At 35.9% G+C, this 16,599-nt stretch carries 15 protein-coding genes; 9 read left to right on the forward strand and 6 right to left on the reverse strand.

Annotated elements, in window-relative coordinates; genetic code table 11:
* Nucleotides 1–6 precede the first annotated feature (6 nt).
* Nucleotides 7–762, forward strand: a complete 756-nt coding sequence (locus AC22L0_RS22185) for a nucleotidyl cyclase domain-containing protein (protein WP_098331211.1) — start codon at nt 7–9, stop codon at nt 760–762.
* A complete protein-coding gene (locus tag AC22L0_RS22190) occupies nt 759–2,060 on the forward strand; it encodes a glycosyltransferase family 2 protein (RefSeq protein ID WP_087965193.1) in 1,302 nt (433 codons plus the stop codon). Before AC22L0_RS22185 ends, AC22L0_RS22190 begins: the two co-directional genes overlap by 4 nt.
* Before the next feature lie 677 nt (nt 2,061–2,737).
* Here AC22L0_RS22190 and opuD read toward each other — a convergent pair.
* Nucleotides 2,738–4,252 (reverse strand): glycine betaine transporter OpuD, encoded by a 1,515-nt coding sequence (gene opuD, locus AC22L0_RS22195; protein WP_001230117.1) that lies wholly within the window; start codon nt 4,250–4,252, stop codon nt 2,738–2,740.
* Nucleotides 4,253–4,916: 664 nt separating this feature from the next.
* On the opposite strand from opuD, the gene AC22L0_RS22200 reads away from it, so the two are divergent.
* Both AC22L0_RS22200 and AC22L0_RS22205 read left to right on the forward strand, forming a co-directional pair.
* Nucleotides 4,917–5,795 (forward strand): cell wall-binding protein EntA, encoded by an 879-nt coding sequence (locus AC22L0_RS22200; RefSeq protein WP_000733346.1) that lies wholly within the window; start codon nt 4,917–4,919, stop codon nt 5,793–5,795.
* Between the two features lie 85 nt (nt 5,796–5,880).
* Nucleotides 5,881–6,183: a DUF3910 family protein gene (locus tag AC22L0_RS22205; RefSeq protein WP_001102542.1), complete on the forward strand. Its 303-nt coding sequence runs from the start codon at nt 5,881–5,883 to the stop codon at nt 6,181–6,183.
* 130 nt (nt 6,184–6,313) lie between these two features.
* On the opposite strand, the gene AC22L0_RS22210 is transcribed toward AC22L0_RS22205, so the two are convergent.
* Genes AC22L0_RS22210 through AC22L0_RS22220 form a run of 3 tightly spaced genes read right to left on the reverse strand, consistent with a single transcriptional unit; the run spans nt 6,314 to nt 9,753 of the window.
* Complete coding sequence (locus tag AC22L0_RS22210) at nt 6,314–7,693, reverse strand: zinc ribbon domain-containing protein (protein WP_000666896.1); 1,380 nt, start codon at nt 7,691–7,693, stop codon at nt 6,314–6,316.
* A 12-nt stretch (nt 7,694–7,705) separates the two neighbouring features.
* The gene (locus AC22L0_RS22215) at nt 7,706–9,256 is read right to left on the reverse strand and encodes a zinc ribbon domain-containing protein (RefSeq protein WP_000271640.1); all 1,551 of its coding nucleotides are present in this window, start codon (nt 9,254–9,256) and stop codon (nt 7,706–7,708) included.
* Nucleotides 9,257–9,261: 5 nt separating this feature from the next.
* Nucleotides 9,262–9,753, reverse strand: coding sequence for a zinc ribbon domain-containing protein (locus tag AC22L0_RS22220; protein WP_001281753.1), 492 nt, complete (start codon nt 9,751–9,753; stop codon nt 9,262–9,264).
* A gap of 158 nt (nt 9,754–9,911) precedes the next feature.
* On the opposite strand from AC22L0_RS22220, the gene AC22L0_RS22225 reads away from it, so the two are divergent.
* Nucleotides 9,912–11,531: an SWIM zinc finger family protein gene (locus AC22L0_RS22225; RefSeq protein ID WP_087965190.1), complete on the forward strand. Its 1,620-nt coding sequence runs from the start codon at nt 9,912–9,914 to the stop codon at nt 11,529–11,531.
* A complete protein-coding gene (locus AC22L0_RS22230) occupies nt 11,515–14,271 on the forward strand; it encodes a DEAD/DEAH box helicase (RefSeq protein WP_086392946.1) in 2,757 nt (918 codons plus the stop codon). Before AC22L0_RS22225 ends, AC22L0_RS22230 begins: the two co-directional genes overlap by 17 nt.
* A gap of 72 nt (nt 14,272–14,343) precedes the next feature.
* Here AC22L0_RS22230 and AC22L0_RS22235 read toward each other — a convergent pair whose 3' ends face one another.
* Complete coding sequence (locus AC22L0_RS22235; protein ID WP_001080708.1) at nt 14,344–14,829, reverse strand: VanZ family protein; 486 nt, start codon at nt 14,827–14,829, stop codon at nt 14,344–14,346.
* Nucleotides 14,830–14,940: 111 nt separating this feature from the next.
* Here AC22L0_RS22235 and AC22L0_RS22240 point away from each other — a divergent pair, with 111 nt between their 5' ends.
* Both AC22L0_RS22240 and AC22L0_RS22245 read left to right on the forward strand, forming a co-directional pair.
* Nucleotides 14,941–15,165 (forward strand): DUF1659 domain-containing protein, encoded by a 225-nt coding sequence (locus AC22L0_RS22240; RefSeq protein WP_000963861.1) that lies wholly within the window; start codon nt 14,941–14,943, stop codon nt 15,163–15,165.
* Nucleotides 15,166–15,281: 116 nt separating this feature from the next.
* The gene (locus AC22L0_RS22245; RefSeq protein ID WP_001197593.1) at nt 15,282–15,497 is read left to right on the forward strand and encodes a DUF2922 domain-containing protein; all 216 of its coding nucleotides are present in this window, start codon (nt 15,282–15,284) and stop codon (nt 15,495–15,497) included.
* A gap of 21 nt (nt 15,498–15,518) precedes the next feature.
* Here AC22L0_RS22245 and AC22L0_RS22250 read toward each other — a convergent pair whose 3' ends face one another.
* Nucleotides 15,519–15,917 (reverse strand): DUF4359 domain-containing protein, encoded by a 399-nt coding sequence (locus AC22L0_RS22250; protein WP_000731405.1) that lies wholly within the window; start codon nt 15,915–15,917, stop codon nt 15,519–15,521.
* Nucleotides 15,918–16,107: 190 nt separating this feature from the next.
* Between AC22L0_RS22250 and AC22L0_RS22255 the strand changes: the two genes are divergently transcribed.
* Entirely contained in the window at nt 16,108–16,584 is a 477-nt protein-coding gene (locus AC22L0_RS22255) for a competence protein ComK (protein WP_000368309.1), read from the forward strand.
* The last annotated feature ends 15 nt before the right edge of the window (nt 16,585–16,599 follow it).

A 16,599-nucleotide genomic window follows, 5' to 3' on the forward strand; every position in this document is an offset into this window, starting at 1 on the left:
AGTTTTGTGAAAGATAAGTTCTATAAAATCCTCTCTATGTGGATTTTACAAATTGTATTTTATTTTACTACTGTATATGTGACGAAATATGAGCATGCTCTCATTTTTACAATAATATACGTAATCGTAAATGTACTATTCTTATTTTTAGCTGACAAAACAGCATTTATTTTCTTCATACTAGGAACCATTATTTCCGTATTTTATTTGTTCTATCAAGCATGGCTTCACTTATGGAGTACATCAGATCAATGGCAATATATGATTACCCACTTCCTGATGGCAGCTAACTTCTTCATTGTATATATAACAACTCACCTATTGAAAAAAGTGATTCATGAAAATAAAGCTTTAACTGAGCGTGTGAGAACATTGGAACAATATATTGGAGAATCCAAATTACTAACAAGACAAGAATTCGAGAGACGCCAAGCGTTATTAACGACTGCAATGAATCGTCGTAATGAAACAGGCATTATTGTTTACTTTGATTTCACTTCCTTTAGTAAATATACAAAGGAAAGTGTTATGGACCGTGTAGCTTCTTTATTAGTTGAAACGGTAAGGAATGATTTTGACCTTGCTGCTGAATATGATAATAATACGCTAGTTATTTTATTACAAAACACAAATGAAGCTGGTGCTGACATTGTAATGAACCGCCTAAAACCAAAAATGGAGCAATGGCTTGCTGCTGAAGCAATCAAAGATATAAAAATTTCACGCGAGCAAATTGGAAACAAAGGACAGACACTGTTATGATGACTCTCGTTATACTTCTTTTATTCCTTCTGTTTTGCGTACTCATTTTTTGGATTAGTATCACATTTTCAATTAAATATGTACTTATTTTTACGGCCTTTCTATTCTCTGGCTTACTCGTTTACTACTCTTTCTTAACAATCGCGGGCTTAATTCACCGAAATAGTAAACGAAAATATCGTACGCTAGAACATTATCCGAGCGTCGATATTTTCATACCTGCCCATAATGAAGGCGTCGTTATTAAAGATACTTTAGAGGCGATGGCAAAGATTGAATATCCAGGAAAGCTAACTATTTATTTATTAAATGATAACTCTCAAGATGAAACACCTGAAATCGGAGATGATTTCGACAAAGCTTATGCTCATATTCGTCATATTCGTGTTCCTCCCGGTGAACCGAAGGGTAAATCACGTGTACTAAACTATGGGCTTAGTATTTCAGATGGTGAGTACTTCTGTGTTTACGATGCAGATAACCAACCTGAACCACACGCACTGCGAATGCTTGTAGAACACGCTGAAACAACTGAAGATGCTGTTGGAGCTGTTGGACACGTTCGTACAGTAAACGAAAAAAGAAACTGGTTAACGCGAATGATTTCGCTAGAATTCCAAATCTTCCAGCTCCTTATGCAATCTGGACGCTGGTTACTATTCCAAACGGGCTCGCTGACAGGAACAAACATGCTTCTTCGTCGCTCCGCACTAGAAGAGCTTGGTGGCTATGACCCTTACGCAATTGCAGAAGATGCTGAATTAACATTACGAATTACACAAAAAGGTTATCTCTTACCAATCGTCCCAGAATCAGTTACTTGGGAACAAGAACCAGAGCATTTAAAAATTCTTATTAAACAACGTACACGTTGGCTCCAGGGAAATTTATATATTTTAGAAAAAATGTTCTCATCATTAAGTTTCTTTAAAGGAAAGCTGCTTGTTCATTCCTTACAACAAGTTCTAGTGTATGTTGTATTTTGGCTATTCCTAATCATTTCGAACGTTTGGTTTGTAATTGGGCTACTCGGGATATTCCAAATTCAATATAGCATTCCGCTACTATTTATGTGGTATGTCGCATATATTACATATGTTTCTCAATTATTTAGTGCCCAGAGTGTCGAACGAACCTTTACACCGACTAATATTTTTATTAGCGTTATTATGTACTTTACGTACGCACAGCTCTTTACGTACTTATTTATTCGTAGCTTAATCTTATACTTACGTGCAAAGAGCAAGAAACAAGTCATTGGCTGGGATAAAACAGTTCGATTCAAAAAAGATAAATAATAAAAATAAGCACAGAGCGCCGTATGCTCTGTGCTTATTTATTGCCGTATAAATTATATATCAGACAATACCCCTTAGCTGAAAGTAATTTCACGTCCATCCCCCAACGAACGATCGACCTTCATTTATATACGAAAAAGTGATTGCTATTTTTGTAGAACCAATTGCTTCTCTTGCTGTTCTTTGCGCGTTTCAGTCTTAGGTTCCGTGCTTTCTTGGACACTACGATGTGCCACACGTTTCAAACAAATATGCTTCCACTTTCTTTCGTAACGTTTCATTATTCTAGATGTCCCCCTTGAATGCGCTTTAAAACTATTTGAAATCGCTTACAGGAAATAATATAGCACATATATATAAACGTGACAACACATTTCCGACAATTTTTTGTCAAAAATATGAATAGAATTCGCAAGGGATCGAATATTGTCGAAACCTATCGTTTTTTCTTCGTATAAAAGGCATACTACTTATATGGTAAAGTATTTTATTTCCCCTACCCGCATTTCAAATTCCTTCTATATAAAGTGAAACTTTCATTAGCCATCACCAATCAGGCTTTTACAAGCAGCTCGATTTATTTGCGTTTGCTGAATTTTGAGGTGGGGTTCTTACTGCTCAGCAAATAGAGGGATAAAAAAAGAGCTGATATGAAATCAGCTCTTTTCCTTCTATTATTAATGACGCTTCATACGTCCTTCTTTTTGTAACTCTTTAAATAATGCTGCCATCATAAAGAAAATAACAAAGACGAACGGGAATGCTGCAATGATAGCTGCCGTTTGTAATGCTTCTAATCCGCCAATATATAATAGCGTAGAAGCTATCGCGGCTAGAACGATACCCCAAATCATTTTAATACGATTTGGTGGGTTTAAACTACCATGTGTCGTTAACATCCCTAAAACGAATGTTGCAGAGTCTGCAGATGTAATAAAGAATGTTGCAATAAGTAAAATACCTAAAACTGATAAAGCTGATCCAAAGCTGCCCATCTGATCGAACATAGCGAATAATCCTACTTCTGTTCCCATCTCTTTCACTTTTTCGAAGATATGTGCATCACCAAACAGCTCCATATGAATACCTGTTCCGCCGAAAACGGAGAACCACAGTGCACCAATTACGGTCGGTACGAGTAACACACCGATAACAAACTCACGAATTGTACGGCCTCGTGAAACACGAGCAATAAACGTACCTACGAATGGTGACCATGCAATCCACCATGCCCAATAGAAAATTGTCCACGATTGAATCCATTGGTTTCCACCTTCGTCTAATGGACTTAAACGGAAGCTCATGCTTGGTAATTCCTGAATATAAGAACCGATTGTTGAAGTGAAGTAATTCATAATAAAGTTTGTTGGACCCGCAAATAATACAATGATCATAAGTGCAAACGCAAAAATAATATTCGTATTACTTAAATATTTAATTCCCTTATCAAGACCTGTTTGTGCAGATAACATGAAAAGAACCGTTACGATTGCAATAATAACTAACTGTGTCGTTAATGAGTTCGGGATAGATGTTAAATAACTAACACCACCCGCAATTTGTTTTGCACCGAGACCTAATGACGTTGCAACACCAAACACAGTTGCAAAAACAGCTAACACATCAAATGAATGAGCAATACGCCCGTGTTCCCCGCCCTTAAATAACGGACCTACTGTCGCACTAATCGTACTTGCTTTTCCTTTTCTAAAGGTAAAGTAAGCAATACATAACGCTACAAACGCATATAGTCCCCAAGGATGTAATCCCCAATGGAAAAATGAAAAACGCAGTGCAAGACGCGCACTTTCCTCAGTTGCACCTTCTCCAAACGGAGGTGCGTATAAATGGTTTAATGGTTCGGCAACGCCCCAGAAAACTAACCCGATACCCATACCAGCACTAAATAGCATAGCAAACCATGTCATATAACTATAATCAGGTTCGTCATCATCTTTACCTAAACGAATAGAACCGTATTTCGAAACAATTAAAAAGATAGACACACCTAAAATAATAGAAACGGAAATAATATAAAACCAGCCGAACTTACTAACTAATGCAGTTTGAATTGCGGTTGTTACATTTCCTAAACTACCTTTTCCAATAATAGATTCGGGAATAATCCCCCAAATTGTAAATGCAATACATAATGTTAATGAAACGATGAATGTTTTTGTCAGTTTCCTCATCAAATCCCCCTTCGTAGGTTTCGCTTTTGTAAATAACATAAATTCCGATATGTAAAATCGGATAGAAAACTATAATTTTGCGGTGATTTTCTTACTTTCACCTTCACCAATTCGAATTCTTATGGACAGCCTTACCTTTCGTATAACCTTTTCACTCTGCAAGAGCTACAAGTTAGAAATACTGCTGTCAAATTGTGTGAGAAAAACGCGGATAGGAATGTATTTTCCTAAAAAAGGATATGTTACATATGTAAAAAAGGGCAAATTTCTTCCTTGCAACCCTTTCGTTTTGTAACAATTATGCGGTTTTTTTGCTAGTATATAGCACGTGTTTATAGCTTCACAAACAAAATGTTTATGTTTATATAACTATATTACCCATAAAACGGTAAAATACTCAAGGAATGTAATCGTTTAGTAAACATCATGTAACATCACTGTAACATTTTTATTTACGTCGAAAAAAACATGTTGTATTAAATATTTTGAATATAACTAGAAACCTATGATTCATATAGAATGAAAAACGCTTTCTTATATTTTTTGTTATATTACAGGATATTAACGACTTATTACGAATGGTTTGTAATTGTGTGTTTTCCCCAAATCCGAAAAAATCTGTTGCTATAATGAGGACACGAAAACAAACGCAATGGAGGCTATCATGAAAAAATTAATTGGTATAGCAACAGCAGCAGTTTTTGGTCTTGGGATTTTCACATCATCTGCTAATGCAGAAACTGTTGTAACAACAGATGTACTAAACGTACGCGAAAACCCTACTACGGAATCAAAAGTTGTCGGTAAATTACTAAACGGTAATAAAATAGATGTACAAAATACAGAGAACGGATGGTCAAAAGTTACTTTAGACGGTAAAGACGCATTCGTAAGTGCAGAGTTCACAAAAAGCATCTACTACGTAACAGCTAACGTATTAAACGTACGTGCTGAAGCGAACACAAACTCAGAGGTTCTTGGAAAGTTGAAGAAAGACGATGTAATCGAAACAACGAACCAAGTACAAAATGAGTGGTTACAATTTGAATATAACGGGAAAACAGCTTATGTTCATGTTCCTTTCTTAACAGGTACAGCACCTGTAATTGAGAAACAAGAAACAACGGCTCCTGCTAAAGCTGAAGCACCAGCTAAGGCTCAAACACCTGTAGCACAAGCAAAACCAGCTGCTAAGCCTGCTGTAAAAGCTGCTGAAACTAGCGAACCATCTGGTGGTCGTGAGTTAACAGTTGTAGCTACAGCATATACAGCTCACCCGAGCGAAAACGGTGGCACATATGGCGGCCGTGTATTAACTGCAATGGGTCATGATTTAACTGCGAATCCAAACATGAAAATGATCGCTGTTGACCCGAAAGTAATCCCATTAGGATCTAAAGTATGGGTAGAAGGTTACGGAGAAGCTATCGCTGGAGATACTGGTGGTGCAATTAAAGGTAACCGTATCGATATCTTACTTGGATCAGATAGCGCTGCTCAAAAATGGGGACGCAAAACTGTTAAAGTGAAAATTTTAAAATAACCAATGACTGCTAAATTACAAGCCGGTTCTCTTTATTGAGAGCTGGCTTTTATTTATTTATAATACATATAAGGAGGCTATGCCCATGAATGTACAAGCAAAAGTAGACTGGATTGGTACGCCAAAACCGTACATATATAAAGATGAAGTAACATATAACGCTACTTCTATTGATTTCTCACTCGCTGGCGATGATAACCGCTATAAGTTAATTGTGCTCAAGTCTGAAAACAATACACATTACAAAATTGTGCAATATGGAGTAAAACCAGGCTCTCAAAAGCCATTTCCTATCGATATTCCATTTGAACAAAACATGTTACCAATTATAGAGCAGATATTACATGATCCATATGTACAAGAAATATTAAAGGAAACACACTCATAATTGTAAAAAAATATATCAACGATTTTTCAATTATATCTATCATAACTTACGATATATCAACGGTTCGACACGAAATATCGATTTAGCTACAAAAAAGAAGCTGTTCAAATATTGAACAGCTTCTCTCATATTAACGAGTTGGACCAGATACATCTTCTGATTTCAACGTATTATTTGCACCAAGAGAATGATACAACATCTTTCCATTTCCATTCACAGTTACAATATGTTCGTTATTAAAACTTTTGAACTTCACAGATCCATCACCGTAACGAATATGATACTCTTCATATGTCGTTACTTTATATTTCGTATCACTTTGACGCTCTACATTACGAACTTCCATCGTTAATAAGTCTTCTGTAATTCCTTTTTTGTGTAAATACTGTATATAATCACGGTCTTCCTTATACGATTTCCCGCTCTTATCATAATTCTTTTCAATTAAACTAAAATCATTTAATGAAATTGCACGTACGTTATCATAAATATGATTTCTTACAAATTCGCCCACCGCTGAACTTGATGTTTCTTTCGGGAATTTTAAGTAATACGTGCTTTGGTCTCCAATTTTAACACTTTCAGATTTCATCACACCAAAATCAGTAGTTTTCTCTAAATGTACTTCTACTGTTTCATCTGTGGATACAGGGCCAAGCTTATAACTTCCATAATTTAATTTTCCACGTTTTTTCCCATTCACAAATACAGTTGCATCACTTTCATCAGAAGAAATGCTTACATACTTACCTTCAAGCGATAAATCCACTTTCACCTTCTCGCTCTGTTCATCCGCTAAATCTACTTCTTTCTCTGTTTCTAATTCAGTCAGTTCTGTCTTCGCCGTTGCCTTTACAACATATGTACCTGGGAAGTATGGCCCCAACTCTTTCGAAGTTTTATCACTAGAAAGCTCTGTTTCTTTTTTGTCATTCACATGTATTTCTGCATTTTTTGCAGTTGTACTAATGCTCATATAATAAGATTTCATGCTAAACTTATACTTTGGATATAAGAACCACTCTTTTCCCTCTTCTACTATTTCCCCGTCCTTAAATGAAGATTTATCTTTAGTTAACTTTTGATCTACTGTCTCTTTCTGTAAATAAGACAGTAATTGTTTGTTGTAAGAAGGATTCTCTTTTAAATAACGCATGTACGCTTTAATATCCTCTGTCTTAATCTTTAAGCTTGAATCATTCGCTTTTACAAACTCATCAATTGCATTAATATCTTTCTTTTGGAATGCTTCAATCATTACATTTACTTGCTTTTCTTTTGAAAACTTATATGCTCCAAATTTATATGCCCCAAATAATAATGCAGCAATAACAGCAAAACCAATGATCAAAAATAAATTTTTCTTACTTTTCACTGATTTTGTCTCGCTTTGTAATTCTGTATATGAAGCAGCAGTGTTATCAACGATTACTTCTACTTTACTCCCACACTCCGGACAAAAGTTCAAATGGTCTGCAACGTTCTTTTTACATGTTCCACAAAACTTCAACGTGCTCTCCTCCTATTTTTTAGCTAATTTCATTCCAGCAAATGCCGCTACATATGTCACAATCAAGCTAAACAAAGTTAAATATATAAATGAATTTTGCATAGATAATACCGTTCCACTTGTTCCAAATAAACCTGTTACCGTTCCTGAAACATTAATTTGGAACTTAGAAATCATATTCATTACAATCATCATAATTGTGTAAGAACCACTACATACCGCTAATGTAATATATATATTGGCGGTCGGTAATTTAGCTAACTTTCTTCCCGCTCTAAACATAAAGAACAATGGAATAATAAGCAGTAATAAACCATAATGGAATACGTTATTCACTTTATCAAATTCTGCAAGGCTTTCCTCATTTGCTCCTTTTGAAATCAATATCTCTCTAAGCTCTACGCCATTTACAGAGACGCCTGATATAAATGAAAACGATAGCGTGCTCTCATATGTATTTGATTTCTTACCAATTCTAGTGAATTCTTTACTAAGTGCTGGACTTGATACTTCTAACGGCGCAAAATGAGCCATACTCCATAATTGAGGTGTTAACTCTAATGCTAATAATGTACTTTCAGATTTTAAAGTTGTTATTTCTTTTAATGGTTCAATACCGTCTTCCTTACTTACTAACGCCATAATACAAACCGCTACCGCTGTTACTAAAAGTCCTTTTATCATAGCTGAAACACCGTAATACACAGACGCTCCATATGGCATTAACTCTTGAAATGCTACTGCCATATTGTTTTTGCTTGTATGAGCAATAAATCCTAATAAGGTAAATAATGTCCCACATACAAAACCACTCAATAAACTCTTAATCGCTGAATAGCCAACCGTAATCTTACCTGCTTCTGAGAATGGAATTGCAAAAGATTGTGATGCTATAAAACTTATAATGAATAAAAAGACGCCATAAATAATACCAACTGTTGCTGCCATAAAGATTTGATCTTTAATCGTTTTCGCAACATGCTGTTTCCCTAACCAAATTCCTGTACCAGCGAAAATAATAAATGGAATGATTAATAATAATGTAAATGGAGTATGCCAAGATAAAGAAAATATCAACCCACTATCATCGTTAGCTGTAAAACCAAGTAAATGGTAACTTAACATCGTAGAAGTTGCACTCGAATAAAAACTTGGCAACATTTCTAATTCTTTCGCAAATTTGCTAAACATCTCACTTAACATAGAAGCAAATAATAAACTACCAATCCAACCAGCAATTAACATGAGAATACTTGCAACAGCCCCACCAATAAAACCTTTTTGTAAAACGGCTTTATCTGCTTTAAATTCAACTTTAGGAGCACCATCCATTGTAGGCAATTTTACAGATTGTTCTTTTTTCTTCACAACAGATAAAGAATACCCGCACTTTTGACAATATAAATTTTTTTGAGCATTTTCACTGCCACAACCTTTGCAGTATTTTGCAGTATCTTTTTCTAATGTTACTGCATCTATAGCTCCTGCAATCTCCATACTACCTTCATTTGGGCAATAATTTACTTCTTCACCATGTTGTTTTCCACATGTGCGACAATACATTTAATTCACTCCCCACTTTGCTTAATTCCACAAACTGGACAGTAAGTAGAGTTTTTATCGATATGCTCATTACATGAAATACAATTTACCGTTTCACCTTCATTTTCTACTGCTAACATCGGGTTAGGTTTTCCACACGAACCACAAAACTTATCATTTATTGATAAAGGTCCACCACATTCACATGTAGCTTTTTCACCTTGTTGTTTTTGCAATTCAACAATGCGCTTTCTTGCTTGATAAATAGCTACATCAAATTCTTGAACTGGAGCAATCATTTCTTTTAAGCTCGCTTCATTTACTCCACTTCCTCTTAATTGAACATACACTTGCTGCCCAACCTCTAATAGAACCTCTGCTTTTTTCTGCATTTGCACTTGCATTCCCTTTTTCAATTGAGCAATTTCTTGTGCAACTTGCAACTTCATTTTCCCTTGTTCTATTCCTTCTTGTAACTTATTCATTCCACTACCTAACTTCGTCTGTAAATCTGACAAATTATTTCTCCTCCTATACGTATATATTAATATACAAAATTAACATTTTATATATTACCATGATTTTCAAGTTATGTAATCCAAATTTCATTTTTTCTGTTTTGAGCATTTTTTGTTTATAATGGTAAAGGAAAGAAATATGTGTACGGAGGAATATTATGCTGCAACACTCAATTACGAAAGATGAAATTATGATGATTGCGAATGAGTTCGTTCAAGGACTAGATCCGCAGCAAACAGCTGATCAGGAACATGTCGCTACAGCTCGGCACCTATATCGTAGTGGTGTTGTCTACAACGTTGACTTTGATGGTTATACACTATCAGGAACTGTAGATGCGGAAGGCAACGTATATAGCGTTCATATTCCGATTCGTAATGTCGCTGAAAGTTATTGTGATTGCTTCGCACCAACACAATGTGAGCATATGCTCGCTGTATTACTATCTGCAGCGTCTAGTTTCGGGCAAGTAGGAGATGTATTAACTTTATTTAAAAATAATACGAAACCTTCCCTTCCTCCTATTAGAACTGCAAGACAAGTATTGCAATCATCAGCTTTTGAAGAAACGGATTATAAAAGTTGGGAATCATATTTTGAAAAAGAATATGATTCATTTAAAAAAGAACAAGCTCGCCTTACTTATAAACAAATGTATTTTCTTATGAGTATCTTTACAGATTTCTATACGAAGCTTGAGCGGAAAGCTCCGCGCGTCATCGCCATACATGAATTATTCAGGTTACATGCAGCAATTTACTGCTTTCAAAAATTATTAGAAGAAATTCAGGCATTCGAAGCAAACAAAACGTATTCTTATCACCAACCTGTTAATGTCGTTCGCCTATTTGTAGATAAAGTGGAATCCATCGTTCGGGACTTACAATCAGAAGCGATTCCTTCAGAGTCTGAAATAATTTTGCAAGAAACAGCTCGTCTCGTTCATGAAGTATTCTTCTCTACCGATGCTTATACGCAAGAGCGATTTTTCATTTATCGTCACATATGGAGTGAACTTTTAAACAATAAAGAGAACATACAAGAGGAAGAAAAACGAATCGATACGAAAATCAATCCACTATCCAAAGCATTAGCGTCTTCTCATCTTCTCTTTTTAAATGATGAAGATGTACTAGCGATGGACTTACTAAAGAAACAACCTGCTTCTGTTGTGAGTCTATACTTCTATTGGTTAGAAGAACTATTAAGTGCCATGCAATGGGATCGTGCAAAAAACTGGCTTTCCTTTACGTATAAACAAGTAAAGAAAACGATCCAAGATCACGAAAATACGACTTTCATAAAAGATATCGTTCGGCTATTTGTAATCATGTATGAAACATACGCAACACATACAAATGAACAAGCTGGTTTTGAAATGATTTTACAAGAACTATTACCGTATAGTTTCACAAACTACGAACAGTACGTACTCGCGAAAAAACAGTATCGCACATGGGCAGAGCTTCATCTCTTATATGGATTTGAGGCAATCGAACTGTTGAAAGAGCCACTGAAAGATATTGAAAAAGAAGCGCCAGAAGTGGCACTTCCTCTTTACCATCTTGCTGCTGTAGAGGCGATTGAAGAACGAAATCGTAAATCATATAAACGTGCAGTTCGTTACTTAAAGAAATTACGTACATTATATAAACGATTAAAACGCACCGATGAATGGGATGCTTTCATTATTCACATCGCCAATCTCCATTCACGTCTGCGTGCACTACAAGAGGAATTACGGAAAGGAAAATTAATCGATGATCAATCAAACTGAAGTAACAATTAGGCTCCAGCATGTTAGTCAAGGTTGGTTCCTTTGGGGAGAAAATGACAGCGGTACTCCATTATCCGTAACAAGTTGGAAACGAAATGCATTCACATGGCACTCCACTTCTTTCTACGGTACGTTTCTAAAAGAAGCAACCTTCGAAGGAAAACAAGGTGTGCTGCTAACAAATGCACAAGCCTTTGAATACATTGCAAACAAACCGATGAATTCCTTTGCACATATTCAAATAAACGGCACGATTACAGCACTTACGAAAGATGCAAATGAACTATGGGATGCCTTTACGAGTGGTAGTTTCGTACCAGATATGAATCATTGGCCTAAACAACCATCTTGGAAAGTTCAAAATACACCAATTGAAGATGACACATTAGCATCGCTTTTCTCAGCAGCAGTAAATGAAAGCATATTACAAGACAACCGCTCAAATGACGGCTGGGAAGATGCTAAAAGACTATATGAACATTATGACTTTACGAAAAGACAACTGGAAACAGCACTACATGAAGAAGATTGGCTTCGGAAAATTGGTTATATTGAAGATGATCTTCCGTTTACAATCGGACTAAGACTACAAGAACCACAAGAAGAATTTGAAATGTGGAAGCTTGAAACAATTGTGACACCAAAGCGCGGGGCGCATCGCATATATGTATATGAAAACATCGATTCCTTACCGAAAAGATGGCACGATTACGAAGAACGGATTACAGAAACACAAGAAGGTTTTAGTAAACTCATACCGTGGTTAAAAGAAGGAGATACGTTCCGAAATGAACTCTTTGAAACAGAAGCGTGGAACTTCTTAACAGAAGCAAGCGACGAGTTACTTGCAGCCGGTATTACAATTTTACTACCATCATGGTGGCAAAATTTAAAAGCAACAAAACCAAAATTACGTGTCCAGCTGAAGCAAAATACAGCACAAACACAATCGTTCTTCGGTATGAATACGCTCGTTAATTTTGATTGGCGCATTTCGACGAACGGCATTGATTTATCAGAAAGCGAATTTTTCGAACTCGTTGAACAAAATAAACGTCTATTCAATATAAACGGTCAATGGATGCGACTAGATCCAGCCTTTATCGAAGAAGTAAGGAAACTCATGAACCGTGCCGATAAATACGGACTAGAGATGAAAGATGTCCTGCAGCAACATTTATCAAATACGGCTGAAACAGAAATTGTAGAAGATGATAGTCCGTTTACTGATATTGAAATCGAACTAGATGGATATTATGAGGAACTATTCCAAAAGCTGCTTCATATTGGAGATATTCCAAAAGTAGATGTCCCTACTTCACTAAACGCAACACTTCGTCCGTATCAACAACACGGCATTGAATGGTTATTATATTTACGAAAACTTGGATTTGGAGCATTGCTAGCTGACGATATGGGACTCGGGAAAAGTATTCAAACAATCTCTTACTTACTATATATAAAAGAAAACAATCTCAAAACAGGCCCTGCATTAATCGTAGCGCCGACATCTGTTCTTGGAAATTGGCAAAAAGAATTTGAGCGTTTCGCACCGAATTTACGTGTTCAATTACATTATGGAAGTAATAGAGATAAGGGCAATTCTTTTGAAGATTTCCTTCAATCGGCAGATGTTGTATTAACATCTTATGCATTGGCTCAACTCGATGAGGAAGAACTAACTTCATTATGCTGGGATGCTGTTATTTTGGATGAAGCACAAAATATTAAGAACCCACATACGAAACAGTCGAAAGCAGTACGAAACTTGCAAGCAAATCACAAAATCGCTTTAACTGGTACACCGATGGAAAATCGCCTCGCTGAACTTTGGTCCATTTTCGACTTTATTAATCATGGATATCTCGGAAGCTTAGGGCAATTCCAACGCCGCTTCGTCACACCAATTGAAAAGGATCGTGATGAAGGAAAAATCCAGCAAGTTCAACGGTTTATCTCACCATTTTTACTGCGCCGAACGAAGAAAGATCAAACAGTCGCATTAAATTTACCAGATAAACAAGAACAAAAAGCTTACTGTCCTCTTACTGGTGAACAAGCTTCCTTATATGAACAACTTGTTCAAGATACACTGCAAAATGTCGAAGGATTAAGTGGAATTGAAAGACGCGGCTTTATATTACTTATGCTGAACAAGCTAAAACAAATTTGTAATCATCCAGCTCTTTATTTAAAAGAAGAAGAGCCACAAAATGTCGTTGAACGCTCTATGAAAACAAAAACGTTGATGGAGCTCATAGAAAATATAAAAGATCAAAATGAAAGTTGCCTCATCTTCACTCAATATATCGGCATGGGGAACATGCTAAAACGTGTGCTAGAAGAAAAATTCGGCCAGCGTGTCCTCTTCTTAAACGGTAGTGTACCGAAAAAAGATCGCGACAAGATGATTGAGGAGTTCCAAAACGGAACGTATGATATTTTCATCTTATCCTTAAAAGCTGGCGGAACAGGATTAAACTTAACCGCTGCCAACCATGTCATTCACTACGATCGTTGGTGGAATCCAGCTGTGGAAAATCAAGCAACAGACCGCGCATATCGCATTGGTCAAAAACGATTTGTTCATGTTCACAAACTCATTACAACAGGAACATTAGAAGAAAAAATTGATGAAATGCTAGAAAGAAAACAATCTCTAAACAATGCTGTCATCACAAGCGATAGTTGGATGACTGAACTATCAACAGACGAACTAAAAGAATTACTTGGTGTATAAAGTGAAACTTGAATCAGGCCAGTTAAGTGGAGTTTTACTACCCGCAAAAAAAGCGCTAATCTCAAAATGAGATTAGCGCTTTTTTCTATTCCAAAACCAATTACTTATTATAATCCCCGTTAACCCGCCGCACGTATCAAGCAATGAATCTTGCCACATTGGTGTACGGTCTCCCGTAAACCATTGGTGAATTTCATCAAATGTTGCATAACCGGCAACGAAAAGAAGGGCATATATAAAACATCTTTTCCTCGAATAACCTGATCGATGAAAAGCGTAATAAATCAATGAACCTAGCATAAAGAACACCATAAAATGAGCACCTTTACGAAGGAAAAACTCAATAAATCCGCCTACCCCTTTATTCGCAATACTAACAGGGGTTCCTCCACCATAATCAATAGATACCCATGAAAAATGCTCTTTCACAAATTCAACATTTACATATTGTTCAATATCTGAACGCATATCCTGCTTTTTATATGGTTGTGCCGAAGAATAGAAAATCAGCCCCATCCATAGTAATACAGGAATCCAAAATAACCATTTACGATTCATTATCCAGAATTCTCCTCTCTTAATCTTTTAAGGGTACCAAAAAAAAGAAAAAATTTCACGCCAAAACATGACATTTGTACCCTATTTATAAAGTGAAAGGAGGTGATACACATGGCAATTGAAACAATCGTAATGGATTTAACTTTACGTCTTGTCTTAAACAACGGATTAGATAAGAACGGCAAAACAGTTTTCAAGAGCAAACAATTTAAACGTGTTAAAACAAATGCGAGCTTAGATCAAGTACACAACGTAGCTCATGCTCTAGCTTCCTTACAAGCATCACCGCTTCACGCTGTACAACTTGTAAGCACATCAGATCTTTCTAAACTATAAAGTAAAACTCGGATCAGTGGGGATTTTATTCATCCCCGCTGATTATTAGCCCGCAATTTAACCGGCAGACCCAAATCCCGTAAATAGCGGGATAAATACAAAGGAGGGAATAACACATGCAAGTACTAGAGTTGATTTTCGCGAAGGAAGATGGAAAAACAGTCGTTTTTTCTATCGATACGCCCATCACACCAATCGATGCACAAGTCGTAAATCAAGTAATGGATACAATCCTTGCCTCATCTGTATTTTCATCCATTGATGAAAATACAAGAAAAAAGGGAGCTCGCCTTGTAGAAAAAAATGTATCTGAAGTTCCAATTACTCTATAAAATTAAAAAGACGAATCTGCATCATTTTGCAGATTCGTCTTTTTTCTTCGGCATTTCAATCGGAATAAAAATCTTTGAGAAACCGACGCATACGTACTTATAATGTTCTTCACCTATATCAAACTCAGTCGTATATGTTGAGAAGAATATATAATCATTTCGCTTCGTATAATGATCAATTAATAACCCAACTTGTGGCTCAACATACTTTTTCGCTAACTTTTTACCGGCCGATGCCAAGTCGCCAAGGAGACCCTCTTCATTCTCTTTTTGAACTTCATCTAGCTTCTTACTCACATCATTACGCTTCATAAACTGCTTCGCTGCCCATTCTGTATATTCGCCCTTACTCGGATTACTGTTTGCTAAATATACTAGGAGAACGACAACTAAAGCCATAATAATATACTTTTTCTTCATACTATATCACCGCCTACTCTTTTCTATTTTCATATATATGTACAAGCGATGCAAATTAGAAAGACTATCACCTATTGATTGTAAACGAATAGACAAAATTTACAATATGAAATAGAATATTAACAGTAAATTTACTTAATTTATATATAATTATATTCGGAATAAAAATTATAAGGGAGGATATAGAATTATGGATAATGAAAACAACATTTTTATTTCTAGTTCTACAATGATGCTTGAACCATGTAAACACCCTTATTACCGCACAAAAATTATCGACAGTAGCGGGAACCATCTTTACTCCTGTCAAACTGCTCTCCAACTTATACAGAAATCTTGTCTAACAAATATTCATTCTACTTATCAAGGGAGACGTAATGCCGTAAAAACAAAATTTAAATTCAAACAAAACGTTCCAATTCCGATCAATCATAGAGAATATATTTGTGCTTTCCCAACAGAATCTCCTGCTTCTCCAAATTGCATTTGGCTTTTCTTCAAACATGTTCATACAATAGAGTTTTTCAAAAAAGCTAAACAAGCTAAAATTCATTTTTCAAATGGAGCTACCGTAACGATACAAATTAGTCCCCATAAGTTGAGCCAGCAATTATGGAAAGCTGGATATGTATTATCCCAAATGAACATGCAAGATTCATCACCTTAATAACAAATAGAATGG

This window comes from Bacillus sp. LQ01 (genome assembly GCF_057624735.1).